Genomic DNA, 22,423 nt, shown 5'->3' with positions numbered 1-22,423 from the left:
CTTGTTGGTATCAAAATTTCTTGCGAACTTCGAAATATAACGTGCGGCCTTTTCCGCTATGTTCGGCGCCGTAATAGCTATAGCTTTCATCGGCAGTTGGCGGATCATTATCAAACACGTTATTCGCCCCGATGCGGATGCGTGTATCATGCAACGGGCCTTTGTCTTTAAAGGTATAGCCAGCGGAGATGCTAGTGGTGAACCAAGAATCGACCGGCAAGGACTCACCGGCAACATTGGTCGTGCTTGGATCAAGGAATTTTCCGGTATACTTACCGAAGAGATTCACATCGAAATTACCCAAACTCCAGTTAACCGAGCCGCTGAAACGCCATTTCGGACGCCCGTCGATCAACAACAACTCACCCAGACCCTCTACCGGGAAATTAGCATCGAGCAACGATTGACCGTCAGTATTGGGCACCTGAAAGAATGACCGCAAACGGGCGGCATTGAAACGTATGTTAAAATCACCAATCGGCGTCTCGCCAATGTCGTAATACATACCGAAATCAATACCTTTGGACGTACGGCTGTCGAGGTTCAGATAAGGATCAAGAATGAACGTTATCGGCCCTGCTGGATCAGCCGCAAGACTGGTTCCCGCAAATAAGGCAATCGTATCTGCATCAACCGGACCACGAAGAACATTGGGGTTGAAGCTACCCTGAGTGCGCAGCAACAAATCCAGGGCTACCTGATTCTGGAAACCGAACGTACCGACCAATCCGGTCTGTTTAATACGCCAGTAATCAACGGTAAAGGTAAAACCACGCAGTTCAGGTGGTGAAATAACAATACCAAGATTTATACTTTGTGTGTTTTCCGGTTTCAATTCAGCTGTACCGCTGCGTAGACTGGAAACGCTGAAACCAGCGCAATCATCTACGTTATTGATGCCGGCTTCCCCTCTCTCTACGCGAGGCAAGCATCGGACAAAATCATCCGTGGTGTTGCTGCGCGTGGTGCCTACATCATTAACTTGAGCAAGGTTAGGTGCACGAAAACCCTTCGACCATGCACCGCGCAAGGTGATGGCTTCGTTTAAACCCCAAGAAGCTGCAACGCGCGGTACAAGCGTTTCACCAACATCGGAAAAGCTCTCGAAACGGGCGGCAAACTGCAAATCAAGCTTGCGAACGAACGGGATTTCCATGTCCTCACTTACCAGCGGAACAAAAACCTCGGCAAAAGCGGAATAGACTTCACGGTTACCAGAAGTGTCAGGGCTCGGGCTCGTACCCAAGATGTCGCTCACATCGGTTAAACCAGATACCGTGTCGGTAAAGGTAATCGTGCCATCAGCACGCGGATCACGATCATCCAAAAACGTTTCACGGCGGGCCTCGACACCAAGCGCAAGACCGAAATCACCTGCAGGAAGTTCAAAAACATCGTTACGCGAAATTTTAAAATCGGCCAGCGCGAGAGTTGTTTCGCCTTTACGGAAAACATCGACGACGAAGCTGTCGATTGTCGCTTGACTGTTCCCGGTATTAAACGTGCCGGGCTCGGAATTGGGGTCAGTCAGACTGCCACCCGCAAACGGATTATAGGCCGTTGCGTCGGTCCGGTTTATTGCGGCCTGGAACAACGTATTCGAAATACGCGTTGCGCGGTCGGTGGTGTTTGCTTGCGTGTAAAGAACCGCAGAATCAAAATCCCACTCACCCAATTCACCGCGCAAACCGCCCAATAAGCGGAAGCTGTCCCCAGTCACCTGAATATCGCGAGGTCCGGCATCAATGGCACGGTAACCCACGATTTGTACTGTTGCACCAGTGGCAGGCGCACCAACGCCCACAAGGCGATTGGGGTTTGTAGGGTCAGGAGCACCGAATGGATTATAATAGGCTGTGCGCGAAATAGTGATGGGCGCTGCGCCAAGAGGAGACGATTGTTCAATATTCCGGTTCAACTTGGAATAATAATAGGAGCCCTCGGCGTAAAATTCCAAACCGTCGCCAAATTCATGATTGAACAATGCGTAGGCATTGTAACGATCGCGTTCCGAGTAAAGATCAGAAACCGGCGCTGAATCATAGCGCAGATTCGATGTTATGTTGCCGGTCGTGCTACCGTCATCAATACAGATGCCGTTCGGAAGATTGATGCGACAACCAGCATCGGTCGCAGGCTGAATGTGGAAATCATCATCTCCAACTGCTGTTATACGAGAACTGGCTTTGAAACGGCCCCATGGAGTAACGGTGCTGCGGTTATCGAGCTGTGTATCGCCTTCAAAGCTTGTTCCTTCGAAAAAGCGTTGAAAATTGTCGGTCGACGAAAAATCCTGCTCTGTTGCGGCGACGCGATTGCCATGAAAATAGCTTCCGTACACCGTCAGATTGCTCCGGCCCTCGTTGAAGTCAAAACCCACGCCGCCAAAAACATTATATTCAAACTGCGATGTGCTATCGGAAAAATCATACCTGCCTTGCAGGAAACCGCCGTTCATATTGCCCTTAAGCTGGGTATCGATAACACCTGCAACAGCATCCGCTCCATAAATTGGCGATGCCCCATCGCGCAAAACCTCAACGCGGCTAACAGCGCCCGGCGGAATAGTATTGGTATTCGGCGATACAACAGGCACCAGCAATTCGGTTTGGAAACCGGGATTTAAAACCATCCGGCGGCCGTTAATGAGCAACAATGTGTTGCCTGTTCCCAAATCGCGTAGATTGATCGAGGCTACGTCACCGCGCGCAGCATTGGCGCTGCCAACCGTATTCTGATCGTTAAACTGGGTTGCGCCAACTTGAGGAATAGAGCGGAAAAGCTCATCTCCCGAAATGGCTCCTGTCGCTTCAATGGCTTCTTCGGTCAAAATGGTGACAGGTAGAATGTCATCGATCTTGGCCCCCTTGATTTGAGATCCAGTGACGACAATGACATTTTCATTATCAACGGCTTTATCAGTAGTTTGAGTATAAGCATTTGGCGCGCCTATGAGCGCGGTGGTCCCAAGCAAAAGCGTGCAGACATTACGGATTCTAGACATAACCAACCCCCCATTTGAAAAATAGAAAACAATCAGACAGAAACAAATATTCAATTTTAAAAAAACATTGCTGGTTTGCGCTTTCCCCTGCGCGATATGTACAACAACGGTTTTAGACAGAACGCTTTTCTGCATCAGGTCAACTAAAAGCAGCTGTATGATACTAGAATGCATCACTTTTGTGATATTTAAGGTACAGGTTAGACTTTCCAAGGTTGTAAGCTCGGTATAGGACGATCTTTTATACCCACACTGATTAATTTCAGACGTATTGAGGTGAGACATAACGTCGATGTAAGCTAATGCCACGGTCCGAAATCGAGCAAATACGGCTTAATGGTAGCTGGGTTTTTGCAGAGTGGCTTTGGGTTGGGATATTTTGCAAGTCATGCGATAATGCGCGATGGAGGAGCATTGACATTGGTCTTTGATTGCCGCTAAGCGCATCGCCTACCCCGTGCCCAGATGGCGGAATTGGTAGACGCGCTAGCTTCAGGTGCTAGTATTCGCAAGGATGTGGAGGTTCGAGTCCTCTTCTGGGCACCATTTGTTCTTCCCTTGTTCTCTCTAATAGTCTATAAAACCCGCAGAAACGCTAGGTTTCTGACTTCGTGTTGTTCCAGCTTGTTCCATCAAATCTTGGGCCTTCTCGGAGTTTTTGTGGGCCTTTTTGTGGGCCTTTTGGAAAACCACATTGGGAAGGACTCGAATTGGCTTTATCCGACACTCGCATCCGTTCATTACGTCCTCGCGACAAGACTTACAGGGTCGTCGACGAACGTGGGCTTTATCTCCAAATAACGCCAGCTGGAGGAAAACTCTGGCAATTCCGTTATCGAATGGAGGGCGTTGAAAAGAAGCTCTCTATCGGAAGCTACCCCGAAATTGGTCTGCGACAAGCACGCGACGCTGCAATAGATGCCAGACAGCTGGTGGCCGCCGGAGGCGACCCAGCATTCGACAAGAAAAAAGAAAAGCTGCGCAATGAGTTTCTGGCTGCGCATACCTTCGGCGATATTGCTCTGGAATATATTGAAGGCATCATGGCTCAAAATGGTCGGGCTGAGGCAACAATCATAAAGGCACAGTATTTTCTGCGCCAGCTAAAGCCAGGCATTGGCAAGCGGCCGATTGACAAGATCGAACCTTTCGAGATCTTGGCGATATTGAAGCGGCTTGAAGCGCAGGGTAAGCATGAGACAGCCAAGAAATGCCGTTCCTTCGCCAGCCGGGTATTCCGTTATGCTGCCGCAACAACGAGGTGCAGCGGTGATCCAACAACGATGCTTCAGGGAGCGCTGATCAAACCGAAACCCAGCAATTATGCAGCAATACTGGATCCCATAGACTTTGGAGGACTGCTGCGCGCAATCGAAGGTTATGGTGGTAATTTGCTCACGCGATATGCCTTATTAGTTGCCCCACATGTTTTTGTCCGACCCGGTGAACTAAGACATGCGGAATGGCACGAAATTGATCTCGACGAAGCAGTTTGGAAAATTCCGCCCGGCAAGATGAAGTCACGGCGGATGCATGCAGTACCGCTGTCGCGGCAGGTTGTCGGCTACCTTGACGAGCTCTCGTCATACATCGGAACTGAAGGATATGCTTTTCCATCAATACGTTCGTTCAAAAGGCCCATGAGTGAGAACACATTAAACGCGGCCTTTCGCCGGATGGGCTTTGGCAAAGATGAGGTTACAGCGCATGGGCTTCGCGCTACCGCTTCGACACTGTTAAACGAGTGCGGATTGTGGAACCCCGATGCTATTGAACGTTCTCTTGCACATGGTGACAGCAATGCAGTGCGCGGCGTCTATCATCGCGGCCTACATTGGAAAGAACGTGTCGAGATGGCACAATGGTGGAGTGACTATCTCGATGAACTGCGCGAAGGCGGCAAAGTAGTGCAATTCAAGTATGCGCGACGAAAATAGTGCCTATACCGTCTCTGTCTTTTTAGTTGGACAGTCCTGACAGCCCGGTATCGGAGCTGAAGGTGCAAGAATCAGCAGTTAGTTCATCCGCCGCTGCGATGGCAGCTTCGCGCCCTCATTCAAGTCATTCGAGCCGCCACTCAACTACCTAAAAGCGGACAATCTGCCGGAGCGATCGTTTTGGCAACAAAGGGAACCATCCTGACAGTCCGGTTTTGCATGAAAGGTGAGATAAACCGCCCTTCGTTCATCCAACTGCCAAGGCCGTTCGGCGCGGCGACCAGAATGGCGATCCTGACTTTATGGCGCTGGGCGGCAGATTCTCGATCGAACAGGTCAATGCGCCGCTGTTGCTCGCGCTCCTTCCTAAACTTGACCATAATGGCGCATCACAGGGTATACGGGTTTCATCAACCGCCATAATCATCGTCAGAATATTCGTGTTTGGCCGCCAAGGTTTTCAATGCGATCTCGTTGCCTGTCGCTACGAAGTGAGAGACAAATGCCGAGACGCTACTGTCGTTAGCGCTGAAACCGACAATTCCCCAGCGTGTAAGAAAATCGCCCAGTTGCCGCATGCGCTCAGTTGTCGTGTCGGGCTGCGTCTTGAGCTCCAGAAGGCGTAACAGATTCACATCGCCCGCAAGGCTGGCCAGGTCATGATCGGAATATGCCGGTCGTCCAGCCGCGACACTGTGAGCTATCAAAATCGTCTTTACGCACCAAGCGATGCGCCGGCTGGAGAATGCTGGCGCTGCTAGTATATTCTGATGCAACATCAAGAAGGTCGCAAGATCCGACGCGCGGCGAATTTCGAGGGAATAATCGTCCTTTGGTTTCCACAGCCCCCTTAGCTGCGGAATGAATCCGGTAGGGTCATACAAAGGTTGGGCATCAATGACGAGATGCCCGGTGAAGAGGTCGCCCCGCTGAGCACGGGTAGCAAGGTCATCGATTGGATAGATGGACAAGGAAACTGTTCCGGAAGTCGTGACCCGGGCTGTCCCCTCAGTGACCACGAGAAGGATGTCAGTATCCGATTCCGGCTTGTGATCGCCCCTTGCCCTGCTTCCGAAAAGTGCGACCGCGATCGCGGTCATAGAACAGCACGCAAAATATTAGCCGATTTCATTTCAGGAGATATCCGCGTTTGTTCGCGCTGCATCGAGAGCGGCCCGGGTTTCGGCTTTGGCTGCGCTGACCGCCATCTCATAAGCCTTGCGATTTTTCAGTTTCAAATGAAAGCGTTCGGCCCTGACCGTCTGTCCGGTTCCGTCGCCAAATTCGACCTTTTCCGCCAGATCCAGCAGATACTCGATGTCGAGATAGAAGCACATGCTGACAGGCAGGCTACAGCGCAGCTCATTGTTCACCATGCCGCGTTCTTCGGCAATCGTGACGCGATAGCCTTGCGGTAAAGCGGGGTTGGGGATGATGATCATCTCGAATTCGGTGTGCCAGGCCCTGTCGCACTCCGAACTCACCGTTGATCGATCAAGCAGCTTGATGCTTGCTATCCGATCAAGATTATAATCGCGAAAACTATCATGCTCCCGGCTCCAGGCCCTGACATGCCAACGCCCCGCCCCGTGCCCCAACGCATGAGGCGCGATGTGCTTTTGCGTTTCGGTTGTTCCTGTCAGCGAGCGATATTCGATTACTGCCTCTCTGCCGGATCTGATCGCGTCCAATACACCCATGATAAATCGCCATGGAGTCGGCTTATGCGCCAAAGCAGCAACCTTGGCGGCAGGCATTTTTTTGAACCAGCTGTCTTCTTTTGCCATGATGCCGCTTCGGACGGCATGAAGCTGCAGTAAGTATCGGTCGGTGAAATCCCCGACAAACTTCGGTGCAAATTTGGGCTGCCTGACATACGCCTTCTCGATTGGATCATAGGCCATGTTGTCGGGCGCGGCGTCGAGATAGCGACCGATATCAAGCGAAGCCTGCTGTTCTGAAATCTGAAAAGCTTCCCGCAGCCCGCGGCGTATAACCCTCCCTTCCCAAAGCAGCCGGAATTCGATGAATTCAAGCCGTTTCAACTGACCCCATTTGAGGGTTGAAGATGCTTGCGATGCTGGATCCGTTACACTCATAAAAAATAATACCATCCTAAAAACTTGACGGGACTAAAAACTTTACCCATCTAATAAATAGAAGGGTGCCACGAGTCGCTGCCAGGCGCAACAGAGAATTGCGATAGGGCGACAATCGGCGGACGGCAACATCGGTTAACAAGGTTCAGGCTGAAGGGAATAACATGACAACTTCGATTACATTTTTCCCCGTTTGCAACGGGGATATGACCCTGGTCACTTTGGACAATGACCAGAAGCTTCTTATTGACTTGCATGTCCGCAAGGCCGCGGACGATGAAGACGACGATACGCCTGATGTGATGTCACAGCTGCGCGGTGAGCTTTCCCGCGACGAAAAGGGCAGGCTCTTTGTCGATGGTTTCCTCCTCAGTCATCCGGACAAAGACCATGTTTGCGGTCTCGAAACGCACTTTCACTTGGGGCCGCCTGACGAATGGGACGAGGACTATGACAAGATTCTGATCCGGGAAATGTGGTCGTCACCCATTGTTTTTCGTCGGAGCTCCAAACATCATATCTTGTGCAGCGATGCCAATGCCTGGGCGAAGGAGGCTCGCAGGCGCGTCAAATTGCATCGCGATACGGGAAGCTTCGGTGCCGACGGGGACCGCATCCAGATCATGGGCGAAGATATCGACGGTAAAACAGACGATATCCCGACCATTGTCACCAAGGCTGAGCAATTGGTCACGACGCTGAACCGGGCATCGGCCGGGGCATTCGAGGCGCGGCTGCTCGCACCCCTGCCGCAGGGTGACGATGAAGAATTGGACGAACTGCTTGCAAAAAATCGGTCGTCGATCATCCTGCGCTTTTCTCTCCGCGGCGACGGTCATGCGGACAAATGCCGGTTTCTGACTGGCGGTGATGCGGAAGTCGCAATATGGGAACGCCTGTGGGACACGCATGGCATGGATCACGCAGACTGGCTCGAATATGACATATTGCAGGCGCCCCATCATTGCTCCTGGCACAGCCTTAGCTACGACAGCTATTCGACATACGGGGAGGACGCAGAGGTTTGCGAAGGCGCGCGCAGCGCGCTCAGCCAGATAAGGAAGGGCGCGATCGTCGTCGCAAGCTGCGAGCATATCGATCCCGAAGATGCCGATCCGCCCAGCGACCGGGCCAAGCGGGAGTATATTTCTATTGTAGAAGATGACGATGATCGCTTCATTTGCGTGACAGATATCTGGGACGACGAAAAACAGCCGCTAAAATATGAAATCGGATCGAGTGGAGCCATCAAGGTTGTCAAAAATGCTGTCAAGGCTGCTGCGGCAGCGCTCGGCGTAGCCGCAACCGCCGCGCATGCGCGGCCGCACGGCAATCGTTAATGCCCGATGCCGGCCCCTTGCATGCAGAAAAGCTGCTGCGGATTGCAGCTGCGCATCCGGAATTTGCTAGCGGTAAAATACAGGACGACAAGCTGGTCCGCATCGAACTGAAAGTGGAAATGCCTATAGCCTATAAGGCCGACAACATAAGCGTGACTGGCGTGCGAACCGTGGAGCCGGTCATGTTGCATCTACCGGACGACTATCCTTGGAAATCGCCGCGCGTCACGCTGCGCGACGATTTCCCGAGGCACTTTCCGCACTTGCTGCCAGGTCCGAACACCTCCCCGCCCCGTCCCTGTCTGATCGATGGCGATCCGGATGAATTTTTCCTGCAATATGGCTTGGTAGAATATGGTGTATATAATCTAATCGAACAATTGGCAGTCTGGTTGCGAAAGGCCGCTATCGATCACCTCAATGATCCGGCGCATGGCTGGGAGCCGATGCTGCGTCGCGAAATGCGAAGCATCCTGATCTGCGACGCACAAGCTGCGCGCAAAACGGTCACGAAAAGCGGAGGATGCGTCATCTGGGGCGCGGAGTATATTCGCTACGGTAAAGGCGGCAGCGCCGGATTTCTAATTACGAGCGATGCCGAACGCAAGCCGCTCGACCGCAAAGACAAGAACCAATTTGCATATTCGGAAGCCGACGGTCGCGGAAATACCATCGCGGCTGTAATCTGGCCTGATAAGCAACCTGACGGGCGTCCACACATATGCGACCAATATTCGCCGGAAGATGTGTCGATGCTGGGTGATTTGCGCAGGCGTGCAAAAATTTACGGATGTTCGCGGGGGCTGGATATGCTTCTCAGCAACTTGGACCGTCGATGGAACAAGCGCGTGCTCGGCGCTACTGTTCCCATCGCCATCATCCTATGTGTAAGGCGGCCGTTTCCGCTGGTCCATTCGGACTCTTGCATCGAGCTTCTGCCTTATATGCTCGAGATCAATCCTTGCGAAAATCGCACGGAGCTGATTGGAGGCGGCGAAGACGGGCCGGTCGAACCTATTGCCCACGTCCAGTCCCTTACCGGAGAGTTGCTGCGAACAATGTCCGATGTTCCAGAAAGGCCGTCGCTGGCTATTTTGGGGTGCGGAAGCGTCGGTTCGAAACTTGCGCTTCATGCCGTCCGCGCTGGCCAATCCATCACTGCGATAAGCGATGCAGGCTGGCTACGGCCGCATAACATGGCGCGGCACGCAGCAGGAGCAGACCGGGTATTTTCGGAGAAAGCGGATGCCCTGGCGAAGGAACTGTTCCCTTTCGGGCAAGTTCCTGCGGTCAACAACGGCGATATCGCAGCCGGATTGCGCACTGAAAGCATTCGGCCCAACCTCGTGCCGAAAAATACGGGTATGGCAATCAATGCCACCGGTTCGCTTTCGGTGCGTGAGGCCATCGCCGCATCGGCGGTTCCTCGCGAACGCACTCGCTATGCTGAAGCTGCACTTTTTGGCAAGGGCCGGATCGGATATTTGTTCGTCGACGGGAAAGGCCATAATCCAAGTCATTGTGACCTGATTGCCGAGTTCTACGCCTCTTGCGATGATCCAGAGGCGATGAAGCTCATATCAGACCCGGATTTCGGCTTGGAGCAAGTCCAGATCGGCCAAGGCTGCGGCTCGCTGACCATGGCTATTGACGATGCGCAAATTTCGATGATGACGGCAGGCCTGTTCCGCCAAATCGGCCACAGCTGTGACCAATTGGCTAACGAGGGGCTGCTGGTAGTCGGTGTAAGCGAACCCGATACACCCGCCACAAGATGGCAGCGACGTCTCGTCGCGCCATTTGAAACAGTGATGATCGAGGAAAGCGGCGGCTGGCAGCTTCGCATTGCGCCTCAAATCGCTGATCGGATACGCAGCGAGGCAAAAGACTTTCACTCAGCGGAAACGGGTGGGTTACTCATCGGCCTTTCCAGTGAACGGCTCAAGACGGTGACGGTCGTCGATTTGCTCAATGCACCGCCTGACAGTACACGTTCCGCCAGTTTGTTTGTCTTGGGCAAGGAGGGCTTGAAGGACGCAATTGAGCAACGCCATGAGATGAGCGGCAAGACGCTATTCGACGTGGGGACGTGGCATAGCCATCTTTCCGACGAAGGACCTTCAGTTGTCGATTGGCAGACCGCAGCGGATCTCAAGGTAGACCGAACGCCGCCATCCGTACTGCTTATAGTGACACCCAGAAGATTCCATGCGATTTTAGGGAAGGACAACAACGGTGAGCGAGCCTAAGTCGTTGAAAGAGCAAAATGCCTGGCTAATCAGGGCCGCAATGATTGCGCATATCGCGGGCTTTGCATGGATTGCACTCGAGCCTGCGAAAATTATCAAAGGCAGCGTATCGGATTTCTTGCATAAGCTGGAGGCAGTGGCCCTTCCCGGGTCGATGTCTCTCGGCCTGATTGTGATTGCTTCGCTCGTCCTTCTTGGGTTGGTACCGCCGAACTGGCGTGATCGCATCATTCATTTGCGCTGGCAAAATCCACTGCCGGGATGCCGTGCATTCACAAGCATCGGCCCCGCCGCAAGCCACGTCGATATGGACGGCCTGTCGGCAAGACTGGGACAATTGCCAAGCGATGCAGCGGAACAGAACAAGCTGTTTTACAGGATTTATAAGCCGTTGCGCGATGATGTGGGCGTTTGCGATTCACACCGGCGATATCTCGCAGCCCGCGATATTGGGACCATTACCGCCCTTCTCGTTGTCCCGCTCTCATTACTGGCGTTCGTCGCCACCGACAATGCTGGCCGGTCGATGCTTTACGGGTTGTTCTTACTTGCGACATATCTGTTTTGTGCGATCGCGGCCAAGAACTACAGCCTGCGCATGGTACAACATGTGCTGGCGCTCAGCGCCGCACAGCCGGAGACCGCTGTTGCTTCATGATTCGTCGCCAGCATCATCCGAATCTTGCGACGACCGACCTGATATAAACACAAACAAGACTCCGAGCACGAGAGGTATTTCAGATGAAGCGAATCGCAATTTTTCTCGACGGGACCTGGAACCAGGGCGACGACAACACTAACGTTTGGAGAACGCACGCTATTCTGGCTGAAGAGGGAGCAGACGGCTGCAAACAGCTCGCGCGCTACGACATTGGTGTCAACGGGTTTTTTGGCGGTACGTTTGGGAAGGGCCTCGTCGACAATGTTCTGGAGGCTTACGAATGGCTAATATCGAAGCACGACGACGGTGATGAAATCTTCATTTTCGGGTTTAGTCGCGGCGCTTACACCGCACGAAGTTTGGCTGGATTGATAGCAAAATACGGGCTGCTAAAGCCCGGTTCACCCATAAGCACCCGGCAAATACTAGCGAGGTATCAGCGTCCGGAAGAGGAAACAATCTGGAATTTGCTCGACGCAGACGCTGAAGAAGAGCGTCTTTCGCAAAGGTTAGAGATTTCAACAGAAGAATCATTGCTAAAGAAATATTCCAAACGGGTTCCGATTAAAATGGTCGGCGTCTGGGACACGGTCGGCGCATTGGGCTTGCCGTTTTTTGGGATCGAAGGAGTAAGCCGCAGTACATTGAATTGGCTTCATACAGGATTACGTCGCTCAATTGAGCACGGGTTCCACGCGCTCGCGATCGATGAGCATAGGAAGTCATTTGCCCCTACATTATGGTCGGCGCGGCAGGGCATTATGGCTGCACCTCGGTCATTGAGCAGTGTCGAACAGCGATGGTTTGCTGGAGCCCATGGAAACGTCGGCGGCGGCTATGAGCTCGATTTTCTTGCACAACCTCCACTTCGTTGGATACTTCAAAAGGCTTCGAGCCTTGGTTTGTGCTTCCGCTTTCAGGTTGAGCTTGATGGTGATATTTTTGCAGCCAATGTGACTGACTCCTATCGACCATTCATGAAAGGTACGTATCGCAAGTTTGTTAAACGTTTTCACCGCGTAATTGGAGCGCAACCTTATAAGGACGGGGCTGGGAATGTGCACACGACGATTAACGAAACGATCGATGAAACCGTTTTTGAAAGATGGCGATCGCGCGATGATTATCGACCGGTATCCCTTCAAAGATGGGCAGAACTTTATAAGGTCGAGATAGCAGAAACGATAGGGACCGTTGCTATTGATGGAACGCCGTTACTTGAATCGAAGTAAGCCACTTGCGCCTTTCGTCTGTGTGCAAGTCGTTGAGAAATCTCAAATTGGAATAGACGCACGTTAGTTGCTGCATCACTGTGGTGCAGCGACATTAAGCGGTATTTCAGCGGTCATAAACGGTTAGGGGCATCGATCACCGTGCTCCTTTATCCAATTGCCCCTGAACATGATTGGTCCGCTTCCTATCCGGTCATGCTCAATTTTCAGCCATAAGCGAGGCTGAAATTGGGAATGGCCATTTCGAACTCGCCAGTTACCGAAATCGGCCGTTCCATAGTTTTATGCCTTGTAGCCGTTCTACCGGAAAGAAGGCGACGTCCGCTTCGGGTATGTGGCGAGAGGGCTGCAACGACCGAAATTGGGGCGAAACCTGTCACTATGTTGGTTGACAAAAGACAGCGTTTGAGACTCCGATAACTGCGGCTTAGCGTCATAGAATTAGTAAGCCAATTACGACTCTCAGCAATTCGGACCCCCAATTCAACCAACAATAGCTTTCCAGCGGGAAATGACATTTCTAACATATCCCGGTGTTTCGCGATTTTTGGGGATTCCCCTCGCACGTGCAACTGCTCCGGGACCGGCGTTGTAGGCTGCAAGCGCAAGATGGATTGCCCCGAACTTCCCAAGCATTTCCTTTAGGTATCGTGCACCCCCGTCAATGCTGGCATTGGGATCGTGCCGGTTGGTTACGCCGAGATAGCGAGCCGTTCCCGGCATTAGCTGCGCCAAGCCAGCTGCCCCAGCCGGACTTATCGCCATTGGATCGAAGCGCGATTCTTGCCAGATCAATGCCTGCAGCAACCCGATTGGAATACCATGGCGCAATTCGGCTTTTCGAATTGCAGCTTCATATATTTTCTCTCGAAACGACGATCGAGTTGGAGAGTGAGTTATGGGCTGAGCAGCTTGCTCGACATAAATATCTCCAGCATCAGAGCTGACATCGTTTCTCGGCCAAATATCGTGTTGAAAGAGTTCAAATTGTCCAGTCGAAGGAAGCAGCCCTTCCGCGCTTCCTGTTTCATTTTCCTGCATATTTTCACCGGATGTCGCGCCGCCGAGAAGCGCCGCGACAGGCAACAAAACCCAATATAATTTCAGCATATTTGATCTCCATATTGCTTCGAATCAAATAAGAACATAATATGAACATTGATCTGTAGGAAAACGCTTTCTGTGGGTCCGAAGAGGGGAGTGAGCTTAAATTGGGGGATCAGATTTGTTTAGAAGGATGCTTCCCCATGTCCCAAATTGTCCGCGCCCAGTCCCGGTCGTCTCTCGAAGAAACGGCTCGTGATCTTTGCAAAAAATTGAACGGCCACTGGTCAAGTACCAAGGGAATGGCCTGCTGCCCTGCGCATCAAGATCGCACGCCATCGCTCGGAGTGAGTATCGGTAGAAATGCAATACTCTTTCACTGTTTCGCGGGCTGTACGCAGAGCGAAGTGCTAACTGCCCTGGCGCACCAAGGCGTGGATCAGCGCGATCTGTTCGATGGCGGCAGCGTACCGTTCGATGGACCCGCGCGCGCGAACGTCCGGCCATCACGTGCGGCGCTGCGTATATGGCGCGAAGCCGGGTATATCTCTGGCACACGCGCCAAAGCCTATCTCGAAGCCCGGAGCATATTGGCCTCATCGCCAATGCTGCGTTTTAACGCCCAAACACCATTGGGCCCGAAAGGGATGGTCCGTTTTCTGCCGGCCATGATTGCAGCTGTCAGTCTCGACCAAGGTGTCATTGCCGTTCACCGGACTTTTCTGGATGAAACGCTTCCCTGCAAAGCTGGTTTTGAAAAACCCAAGCGCGCGCTTGGTCGCCTCGGCGAAGGCGCAGTTCGTCTGTTTCCTCCAAAAGATGGCTGTCTTGGCTTGGCAGAAGGTGTGGAAAGCGCGCTCTCAGCGTGCGCGCTCACCGGCATTCCCTGCTGGGCAACGCTTGGTAACGAGCGCTTTGGTCTTGTTGCCATCCCGGAAAGTGTGACCGAGCTACATCTCTTCGTCGATGCCGACCAGGGCGGTGACCTCGCCGCGAAACGAGGCCAGTCAGCCTATTTGCGAGGTAGTCGCCGCATTCTAGTCCGCACACCATCATTGCCCGGAACTGACTGGAATGACGAGCTGGTGAACTGGACGGCGCGGCGAAAGGTTTAAGAGGAAAGCAGGCTTTTTGAGGGGTGACCATGGGTCTGACAATAGCGTCAGGCCGGTCGCGCAAACCTCAGGAGGCCACTCATGAATTTCCAGACATCCCTATTTGTCAACCCCGAATCCACTGCTGGCACCACTATGCCTGCGCTCATTAAAGTTGCGCAGCAGATAGCCTATGCGCTTAGCTGCGGGCGGCATCTCAAGCGAAATGATATCAATGAATTTTTTCAAACCGCAACAGGCGGCAGTGATGCGGCGCATTCCTGGTCCATCGCCGACAGCAATCATGCGATCGAACTGGGCGCGCTGCTCTGGCTTAGAGACCGCAGCCGGATAGGGAGCAATTCTCCATTGGCAGAAGTTGAAGCCAGGCTTGAATGGCTGAATTCCGCACTGCCGCCCCGCCATGTGCGCAGCGAGGAGCAAAATACACTTCAGCAATTTTCCACGCCGCCGATACTCAGCTGGCTTATGGCAAAGGCAGCGCAGCTCTCGAAAGCTGACCTTGTCCTCGAACCATCGGCCGGCACGGGTATGCTGGCGCTTTGGCCAGCTATCCAAGGAATTCCTGTACTCCTCAACGAGATTGATCCTGCGCGCAGACTTGTTCTACGCGAGCTTTTTCCGGGCGCTGCTATCTCAGCCCATGACGGCGAGCTGATCGATGACCTTCTTCCCGCAGCGCCTCGGCCAAACGTTGTACTCATCAATCCACCCTTTGCGCAGAGCGCCGAACGCGGCAAGGACGCCAAGACGGCGATGCGTCATCTGCGCGCTGCTTTTCGTCTGGCATCGCCGACAGCACGTATCGTTGCAATCATGCCCGAAAGCTTCAAGGCTAAAGACTTTGTTCGAGGTAACGATCCGGCAGGGCTGCTTCTTGATCTGGTCATCGAGGGAGCCTTTCGCGAAGTAGGTACCGGCGTGTCGGTGCGCCTGGTTGTGATCGACAAGGGCAGCAATAGGGAGGCCGCTGACACACAGCTGGTGGCATCGCTCGGCGCACTTCATGATTCTATCGCAGCCCTGCCCGGTCGGCAATCTTCTGCTGTGCCGAACTTTGCGCCACCTGTGCTTCGCCACGCATATCTGCCGCCGAGCGTTGAACGACGCAACCGGCCACTGGCACCCTTTGCGAACCGGGGCGCAGAAATTGCCGTTTGCGAGGCCCTCGACTATGTTGTTCTTGATAACCCGGCGGAACTGCCCGAGCAGGTGGGTATCTATCTGCCCTACCGGCCAAGCCGCGTATCGATAAAAGAAGCACCGCCGCACCCGACGCCGCTGGTGGAATCGGTTGCGATGGGTTCGGTCCCAGCGCCAATTGTCACCGCAAACCCTCTGCTACCTGCTGGCTGGAAAGACATGGAGCTCCTCTCGGAGGCGCAGTGCGAAACACTCATCTATGCAAGCGCCGCCTTCGCACGCGATTTGCCTGGTAGATTTGCACCCGATGATAAAGGCAGCCAGTTAGCAATAGCCGAAGATGGTCACAGCTACCGTCAAGGCTTTTTCCTTGGCGATGGAACCGGCGCTGGCAAAGGCCGTCAGATAGCTGCGATTATCATGGACCGCTGGCTTGCGGGCGAGCGCCGCCACATCTGGATATCCAAGAACGAAGCGCTGATCGAGGACGCGCGGCGGGACTGGCAGGCCCTTGGCGGATTGCCGCTCGATATCCAGCCCTTGTCGGCGTGGAAACTTGGTCAAAAGGTTGGAAGCTCGCAAGGCATCCTGTTCGTGACCTATCCGACATTGCGCTCGGGCCGGATGGAATGCACAAGACTTGATCAGATAATCCAGTGGGCCGGAGGTGATTTCGAGGGCGTTATCGCCTTTGATGAAGCCCATGCGATGGCCAATGCGCTTGGCAGCATCGGTAGCCGCGGACCGGTCAAGGGATCCCAACAGGGAATAGCAGGCCTTCGCTTGCAAAATCTCCTGCCGCGTTCACGTGTCCTCTATGCTTCGGCAACCGGTGCTTCGGATATTGCCAATCTTGGCTATGCGACGCGTCTTGGTCTGTGGGGCACAGAAACCGCCTTTGCGACCTATGACGACTTTCTGAGCAGTATCCGCGCGGGCGGTATTGCGGCAATGGAATTGGTTGCCCGGGATCTGAAAGCTCAAGGCCTCTATCTTGCCCGAGCGCTTTCCTTTGCTGGCGTCGAATATGAAATTCTTGAGCATCAACTTACCGCTGCGCAGATCGCGGTCTACGATGCCTATTCAGCGGCCTGGTCAATCATCCATCAAAATCTGGAAGCAGCACTTGAGGCAACACGCGTGGTTGACGAGGACAGCGGTGATACGCTCAACCGCAATGCCAAGGCAGCGGCCCTGTCCATCTTCGAAGGCACTAAGCAGCGCTTCTTTGCGCAGCTCTTGCTTTCGATGAAGCTCCCGAGTCTAATTCCGGCTATCGAACAGGTGCTCGCAAATGACAAATCGGTCGTCATCCAGCTGGTATCGACATCGGAAGCAATGCTCGATCGGCGGATCGCCGAACTCAGCGATGAAGAGCGCGAAGCCCTCGACATTGACCTGTCGCCCCGCGAATATGTGATCGACTATTTGTCCAAAAGCTTTCCGGTTCGCTTGATGCAGCTGTTCACTGATGAGGAAGGCAATCTACGTTCCGAAGCAATGAGCGATGCGCAGGGCAATCCCGTTCTTTGCAGCCGCGCGGTTGCCGCCCGTGACAAGCTCATTGAGAAGCTCTGTGCGCTTCCGCCCATTGCCATTGCGCTCGACGCAGTGATCGATCATTTTGGAAAACAGGCCGTTGCCGAAGTCACCGGACGCACCCGCCGGCTGATAACCGACCTCAAAGGCCAGCAGCAACTCGAACGCCGGTCGCCGCGCTCAAACCTCACGGAGGCGCAGGCCTTCATGGACGGGGCCAAGAGGATCCTGATATTTTCAGACGCTGGCGGCACCGGTAGGTCCTATCATGCGGACTTAAACGCCCAAAACCAGCAGCGCCGGGTCCATTTCCTGCTCGAGCCGGGCTGGCGGGCGGACAACGCCATTCAGGGCCTTGGCCGCACCAACCGGACCAACCAGGCCTCCGCGCCTTTGTTCCGGCCTGTAACCACCGATGTCAAAGGCGAACGCCGCTTCATATCGACAATCGCGAGGCGTCTGGATACGCTGGGTGCGCTCACCCGGGGCCAAAGACAAACCGGCGGTCAAAATCTTTTTGATCCGGCCGATAATCTCGAAAGCGATTATGCTCGCGATGCGCTGACTCGCTGGTTTCATTTGCTCTATGACGGGAAGCTAGAAGCGGTCTCTTTTGCCCGCTTCTGCGAGCTGACAGGCCTGAGGCTTGAGAACCCAGATGGCGGCCTCACTGACAATCTGCCCTCGATCCAGCGCTGGCTGAACCGCATCCTTGCGCTGCCGATCGCCATCCAGAACGCCATCTTCGATGAATATCTGGGGCTCATCGAGGCGCGCATCGAAGCCGCCCGCGAAGCCGGAACGCTCGATCTTGGCATCGAAACGATCGCGGTCGATAATTTTGCGATTGTTTCGGATCAGCTGCTGCGCACCGATCCGGTATCGGGCGCGACCACGCATCTGCTCAGTCTCGATGCCGAGCGGCAACTCAATCCGCTACGATTTGAGCGTTTGGCGGGGTTGGATGACCTGTCGTCGCCCCATGTTCAGCCTATGCGCAATGCACGCTCGGGCGCCGCCGCGCTTGCTATCCCGGCTCGCCGTATCATCAACGATGACGGATCAGTGACTGAGCGCAAACGTCTCCTGCGTCCGCTCAAATCTGCCAACTGGACAATCGAAGCGCTGAGCGAAAGCCTCTGGGAGCCTGTCGACCTTGAATCATTCGAGCGCATCTGGCGCGCCGAAGAACAAGAGGCCACCAGGCGCCGCGAGCACATGAGAATATATCTGACCACCGGGCTGCTCCTGCCGGTCTGGAACAAGCTTGGCGACGAGCATATCCACGTCGCTCGTATTGTTGCCAAGGATGGACGCGCGCTGATTGGCAGGCAGGTTGATGCCGCCGATCTTGCAGCGATTTCAGAAAGCTTCGGTCTTGCGCATTCAGGCAGCGTTCCGGCCAGCGATATCGCAAATCTGGTCATGACAAATGGCAAGCCCATAGCGCTCGCCAGCCAAGATGCGCTCGATGTGAAGCGATCATTGGTCAATGGATCGCAGCGCATTGAGCTTACTGGTTTCAGTCCCCAGCGCCTCGACTGGTATAAGGCAAAGGGCTGTTTCACCGAAATTATCCGCTACCGCACGCGGCTATTCGTGCCGACGAATGAGGCTGCCAGCATTTTGGCCGATCTCGCGGTCTGACTGGTCATAGCGCTTTCACCAAATTGAGCCGAACCGGCGTAAAACCAGCCCCAAAAGCCTTGAAAGAAGAGCGATGCTCGGGGGGTTTATGAACCCGCCTTTCGGGCTGGTTCGTCCATCTCAATCAGGAGTAAATATCATGATCCAGTCTATTGCCTTGAACAAACTCGTTCCCAGTCCCCGCAATGTGCGCAAGTCTTCCGATCCAGCAGCTGACGCGCAGTTGAAAGCCGATATTGCAGCGCGTGGTCTGCTGCAGAATCTTCTTGTCCGCAAAGCACGGCGCGGAAAATTCGAGGTCGAAGCCGGTGGCCGTCGTCTGGCAGCCCTGAAGTCTTTGGCCGAAGAGGGCGTGTTGAAGAAAAATATGCCGGTCACTTGCCTGGTGATCGAAGGCGACGAGCACGAAATGCGCGAAGCCAGCCTTGCGGAGAATTTTCAGCGGTTGCAGATGAACCCCGCCGACGAAGCGCAGGCTTTTGCAGCAATTATCGAAGCGGGCGCATGTGCAGCGGATGTTGCGCGCCGTTTCGGCGTCACCGTGCGATTTGTGGAGGGCAGACTGCGGCTCGCTGCGCTTGCGCCTTGCGTCTTTGAAAGTCTGGCTGCCGGAGAAATCACGCTGGATATCGCCAAAGCCTATGGAGCAACCTCGGATATCGATCGGCAAGCTCAAGTATTTGCCGAGGTTCAGAACGCCTATTATCAGATCACCGCCGACAGTATTCGCCGCATGGTACTCGAACGCAGCGTACGCGGCAACGATCCCCGGGCTATTCTTGTCGGGCGCGACGCCTATATTGCTGCTGGTGGCCGCATTGAGCGCGAACTGTTTGACGACGAAGCAAGCGAGAGCTGGCTCGATATCACTTTACTCGAGGAACTGGCAGCCAGGGCCATGGACGCAGCGGCACAAGCAAAAGCCGGCGAAACCGGTCTTGCCTGGGTCAAACCGACACTCGACTGCTACGTCAGCCACGAGCTCGTAGGCGGTCTTACCCGGCTTCCTGCTGAACCAGCCCCGTTGGAAGCCGACGAAGCGGCACGTCTGGGTGAACTCGAAGCGGCCTACGACGTCCAGGCAGCGATTTTGGAAGATGAGGATAGCGCCGAAGACGAGGTGATGAAGGCAGAATCCGAACTTGCCATAATCGACAAGGAACTGCGCGCCCTTAGCAATCGCCCACCCATTCTTGCCGAAGAGCTGAAACAAGATGCGGGCGCGTTCCTCATCCTCTCTCGCGAGGGCGAACCGATGCTGGTACCCCAATATTATAGCGCAAGTGAACCGGATAATGTGAACGACTGCGCGCTTGAGCCCGTCGAAAGTGGATCCCAAGATGCAGGCAAACCTGCAATATTGTCCCAGCGCCTTCTTGATGAACTCTCGATGCAGCGCCGCGATATACTCGCGCTCTATCTTGCCAGTGATCCTGCGCTTGCGCTCGATCTTATGGTCTTCACGCTCGCTGACCAGGATAGTCATGATTGGCAGAGGGCCAAGGCGCTTACAATTTCCGGGCCAGTCGCACATGGCCCAGTGACGGGATTTGAGGCCAAGGACGCGCCAGCCACCGCAGCGCTTGCAGAAACATCGGCTGCATTGGACGAAAGCTGGCGAAGCGGTGACGGAGAAGTCGCTCGCTTCCTCTTGTTCCGCGGTCTTACAGACGATGCCCGCAGCCAATGGCTCAGCCATGTGGTTGCACGGACGCTGGTTGCCAGCCTGGCTGTAACTGGCGAGCGCCAGAACCCGCTGCACGACTGTCTGGGCAGCATGCTCGGTATCGAAATGGCGCATTGGTGGCGGCCAACCGCAGCCAATTATTTTGACCGGATACCCAAGGCGCGCACCCTTGAGGCGTTCGATGCCGTCGGCGGACCTGAACTTGTTAGCCGCTACGCCGCATCCAAAAAGGCAGATCTGGCTGCGACCGCCGAACGCATCTTCTCCGGCAACTTCATTGCCGAAGCAGGCGTGAAGGAACGCGCATTGGCATGGGTGCCCGCTGTCATGGCTTTCCCGCCGCTTAGCCCCGCAGGCGATTCAGCTGATTGTCCGGACGCTCACGATGCCAGCGACAAGGAGATAGCCGACCAAGCGGCCTGACGTCCTCCTGACAGGTTTGTTTGCTCGGCTGAGGCGGTCCATCCACATCTGGATGGGCCGCCTTTTCGCTTGGCCGCATCGATCAGCCGCACTTCACAAGCCCGGTACCAATCCAGAGGGAAGAGGAGAGAGAGGCTTTTGCCGACATGAACCGGACAATCTCGTCCGGAGATTTCAGGAGAAAAGCCATGTATAAGAAAAAAGCCTCTAACCGCCGCCATTCACGGCGAAACGCAGTGTCACCTGCCCAGCGAATTACAGCTGCGATTATAGAAAAACTGGAAACCGGCACCAAGCCCTGGGTTCAGCCATGGCTCGGCATTCCTCTCTCCCGGCCCTTGCGCAGCTGCGGAACGCCCTATCGAGGCATGAATGTTTTCTGGCTCTGGATGGTAGCCGAATCTGAAGGATTTGGTTCGCCCTATTGGATGACATATCGCCAATGCGCGAAGCTCGGCGGACAGGTCCGCAAGGGCGAGAAGTCGGCGATAGCCATCTTCTACAAAAGCTATTTAAAGGACGTGGAAGAGCCCGATGGCGGCGATACGCAAGAGACGCGGCGCGTTCTCAAAGCCTATAGTGTATTCAATGCCGACCAATGCGATGGCCTACCGGAATTATATCACCCCAAAGCCGAAGTACCGGCAGTAGAGCCGGAAGGACGCATGGCTGAACTCGACACTTTTTTCGCGTCCATCGGTGCCAATATTCGGCAACAGGGCTGCGAGGCTTATTACCAGTCAGGGCCCGACCGGATCACCATGCCGCTTCCAGAATTGTTTAATGGCTATGATCATTATTACGCTACACTGGCCCATGAATTGTCGCATAATGCCGTAACCGGGATTATGCCGCATCGCATCGAAGAAAGGCGGCTTTCAGTATGATACCGCCAAGGGCGTTCGGCATTATCTTTGCTGCTCCAACAATATGGAGTATGATGATTATGACTGAATCTATTAACGAGATACAGCGCACACGAGCAGCGTTGCTGATGGACTTTGAGGACTATCTTGTAAGGCAGCGAGGCCTCAGTCCGCGCACCATCTACCACACGCTTCGCTTCGCCAACCGGTTCCTCGATCACCGCTTCGGGAGCCGAATGATCGACCTGACGCGCCTTCGCGCCGCCGACACTACCAACTTTGTGCAGCACATATTGGCGCGCAGGACGCCATATCGCGACAAGACAGTGACGACCCATTTGCGGACCTTCTTCCAATATCTGTTCGCGTGCGGGGCGACCTCGGCAAATCTGGCCTTGAGTATACCAAAGACGGCCCAGCGCTGGAATGCGCGGCTG

The 22,423-nt window shown here is 54.3% G+C and carries 13 protein-coding genes, 1 tRNA gene and 2 pseudogenes; 11 read left to right on the top strand and 5 right to left on the bottom strand.

All coding sequences use genetic code 11. From position 1 onward, the window contains the following. Positions 1-10: 10 nt before the first annotated feature. The gene (locus V7676_RS16890) at positions 11-3,004 is read right to left on the bottom strand and encodes a TonB-dependent receptor domain-containing protein (RefSeq protein WP_335660772.1); all 2,994 of its coding nucleotides are present in this window, start codon (positions 3,002-3,004) and stop codon (positions 11-13) included. A 459-nt stretch (positions 3,005-3,463) separates the two neighbouring features. Here V7676_RS16890 and V7676_RS16885 point away from each other — a divergent pair. Together V7676_RS16885 and V7676_RS16880 are read left to right on the top strand one after the other, a co-directional pair. Continuing rightward, positions 3,464-3,550 (top strand) — tRNA-Leu (locus V7676_RS16885). Between the two features lie 164 nt (positions 3,551-3,714). Beyond that, a complete protein-coding gene (locus V7676_RS16880; protein ID WP_100093294.1) occupies positions 3,715-4,941 on the top strand; it encodes a tyrosine-type recombinase/integrase in 1,227 nt (408 codons plus the stop codon). 140 nt (positions 4,942-5,081) lie between these two features. Here the strand turns inward: V7676_RS16880 and V7676_RS16875 are convergent, their stop codons facing one another. The 3 genes from V7676_RS16875 to V7676_RS16865 are packed head-to-tail and all read right to left on the bottom strand — an operon-like array spanning position 5,082 to position 7,040. Further along, complete coding sequence (locus V7676_RS16875) at positions 5,082-5,321, bottom strand: hypothetical protein (protein ID WP_335660771.1); 240 nt, start codon at positions 5,319-5,321, stop codon at positions 5,082-5,084. 30 nt (positions 5,322-5,351) lie between these two features. Next, on the bottom strand, positions 5,352-6,041 hold the full coding sequence (locus tag V7676_RS16870) for a nucleotidyltransferase domain-containing protein (RefSeq protein WP_100093295.1): 690 nt from the start codon (positions 6,039-6,041) through the stop codon (positions 5,352-5,354). A 33-nt stretch (positions 6,042-6,074) separates the two neighbouring features. After that, positions 6,075-7,040, bottom strand: coding sequence for a WYL domain-containing protein (locus tag V7676_RS16865; protein ID WP_335660770.1), 966 nt, complete (start codon positions 7,038-7,040; stop codon positions 6,075-6,077). Positions 7,041-7,204: 164 nt separating this feature from the next. Between V7676_RS16865 and V7676_RS16860 the strand changes: the two genes are divergently transcribed. From V7676_RS16860 to V7676_RS16845, 4 genes are all read left to right on the top strand, one after another. After that, positions 7,205-8,380, top strand: a complete 1,176-nt coding sequence (locus V7676_RS16860; protein WP_100093297.1) for a hypothetical protein — start codon at positions 7,205-7,207, stop codon at positions 8,378-8,380. Further along, positions 8,380-10,629, top strand: coding sequence for a Mov34/MPN/PAD-1 family protein (locus V7676_RS16855; protein ID WP_100093298.1), 2,250 nt, complete (start codon positions 8,380-8,382; stop codon positions 10,627-10,629). Before V7676_RS16860 ends, V7676_RS16855 begins: the two co-directional genes overlap by 1 nt. Then, positions 10,616-11,287, top strand: coding sequence for a hypothetical protein (locus tag V7676_RS16850; protein ID WP_123906260.1), 672 nt, complete (start codon positions 10,616-10,618; stop codon positions 11,285-11,287). The genes V7676_RS16855 and V7676_RS16850 overlap by 14 nt, the downstream gene beginning before the upstream one ends. An 83-nt stretch (positions 11,288-11,370) precedes the next feature. Then, positions 11,371-12,522, top strand: coding sequence for a DUF2235 domain-containing protein (locus tag V7676_RS16845; protein WP_100093300.1), 1,152 nt, complete (start codon positions 11,371-11,373; stop codon positions 12,520-12,522). A 483-nt stretch (positions 12,523-13,005) separates the two neighbouring features. On the opposite strand, the gene V7676_RS16840 is transcribed toward V7676_RS16845, so the two are convergent. Then, positions 13,006-13,629 carry a lytic transglycosylase domain-containing protein gene (locus V7676_RS16840; RefSeq protein ID WP_442955463.1) on the bottom strand — a complete coding sequence of 208 codons (624 nt, stop codon included), beginning with the start codon at positions 13,627-13,629 and terminating at the stop codon, positions 13,006-13,008. Between the two features lie 140 nt (positions 13,630-13,769). On the opposite strand from V7676_RS16840, the gene V7676_RS16835 reads away from it, so the two are divergent. From V7676_RS16835 to V7676_RS16815, 5 genes and pseudogenes are all read left to right on the top strand, one after another. Beyond that, on the top strand, positions 13,770-14,681 hold the full coding sequence (locus tag V7676_RS16835) for a DUF7146 domain-containing protein (protein ID WP_240616880.1): 912 nt from the start codon (positions 13,770-13,772) through the stop codon (positions 14,679-14,681). A gap of 81 nt (positions 14,682-14,762) precedes the next feature. Continuing rightward, a complete protein-coding gene (locus V7676_RS16830) occupies positions 14,763-19,010 on the top strand; it encodes a strawberry notch-like NTP hydrolase domain-containing protein (protein ID WP_442955462.1) in 4,248 nt (1,415 codons plus the stop codon). Positions 19,011-19,149: 139 nt separating this feature from the next. Beyond that, on the top strand, positions 19,150-21,120 hold the full coding sequence (locus V7676_RS16825) for a ParB/RepB/Spo0J family partition protein (RefSeq protein WP_100093302.1): 1,971 nt from the start codon (positions 19,150-19,152) through the stop codon (positions 21,118-21,120). A 188-nt stretch (positions 21,121-21,308) separates the two neighbouring features. Further along, a pseudogene (locus V7676_RS16820) lies at positions 21,309-21,950 on the top strand (ArdC family protein); the annotation flags it as partial. 116 nt (positions 21,951-22,066) lie between these two features. Next, a pseudogene (locus V7676_RS16815) lies at positions 22,067-22,423 on the top strand (integrase); the annotation flags it as partial.

Source organism: Parasphingorhabdus sp., assembly GCF_036963805.1.
Classification (GTDB): domain Bacteria; phylum Pseudomonadota; class Alphaproteobacteria; order Sphingomonadales; family Sphingomonadaceae; genus Parasphingorhabdus.
This window is presented reverse-complemented; position numbering and strand designations above follow the sequence as displayed.

What these genes read in the sequence shown, in the direction of transcription:
- V7676_RS16830 (WP_442955462.1), top strand. Translation starts at nt 14,763, where the DNA reads ATGAATTTCCAGACATCCCTATTTGTCAACCCCGAATCCACTGCTGGC.
- V7676_RS16845 (WP_100093300.1), top strand. Translation starts at nt 11,371, where the DNA reads ATGAAGCGAATCGCAATTTTTCTCGACGGGACCTGGAACCAGGGCGAC.
- V7676_RS16890 (WP_335660772.1), bottom strand. Translation starts at nt 3,004, where the DNA reads ATGTCTAGAATCCGTAATGTCTGCACGCTTTTGCTTGGGACCACCGCG.
- V7676_RS16875 (WP_335660771.1), bottom strand. Translation starts at nt 5,321, where the DNA reads ATGGTCAAGTTTAGGAAGGAGCGCGAGCAACAGCGGCGCATTGACCTG.
- V7676_RS16855 (WP_100093298.1), top strand. Translation starts at nt 8,380, where the DNA reads ATGCCCGATGCCGGCCCCTTGCATGCAGAAAAGCTGCTGCGGATTGCA.
- V7676_RS16870 (WP_100093295.1), bottom strand. Translation starts at nt 6,041, where the DNA reads ATGACCGCGATCGCGGTCGCACTTTTCGGAAGCAGGGCAAGGGGCGAT.
- V7676_RS16860 (WP_100093297.1), top strand. Translation starts at nt 7,205, where the DNA reads ATGACAACTTCGATTACATTTTTCCCCGTTTGCAACGGGGATATGACC.
- V7676_RS16865 (WP_335660770.1), bottom strand. Translation starts at nt 7,040, where the DNA reads ATGAGTGTAACGGATCCAGCATCGCAAGCATCTTCAACCCTCAAATGG.
- V7676_RS16825 (WP_100093302.1), top strand. Translation starts at nt 19,150, where the DNA reads ATGATCCAGTCTATTGCCTTGAACAAACTCGTTCCCAGTCCCCGCAAT.
- V7676_RS16835 (WP_240616880.1), top strand. Translation starts at nt 13,770, where the DNA reads ATGTCCCAAATTGTCCGCGCCCAGTCCCGGTCGTCTCTCGAAGAAACG.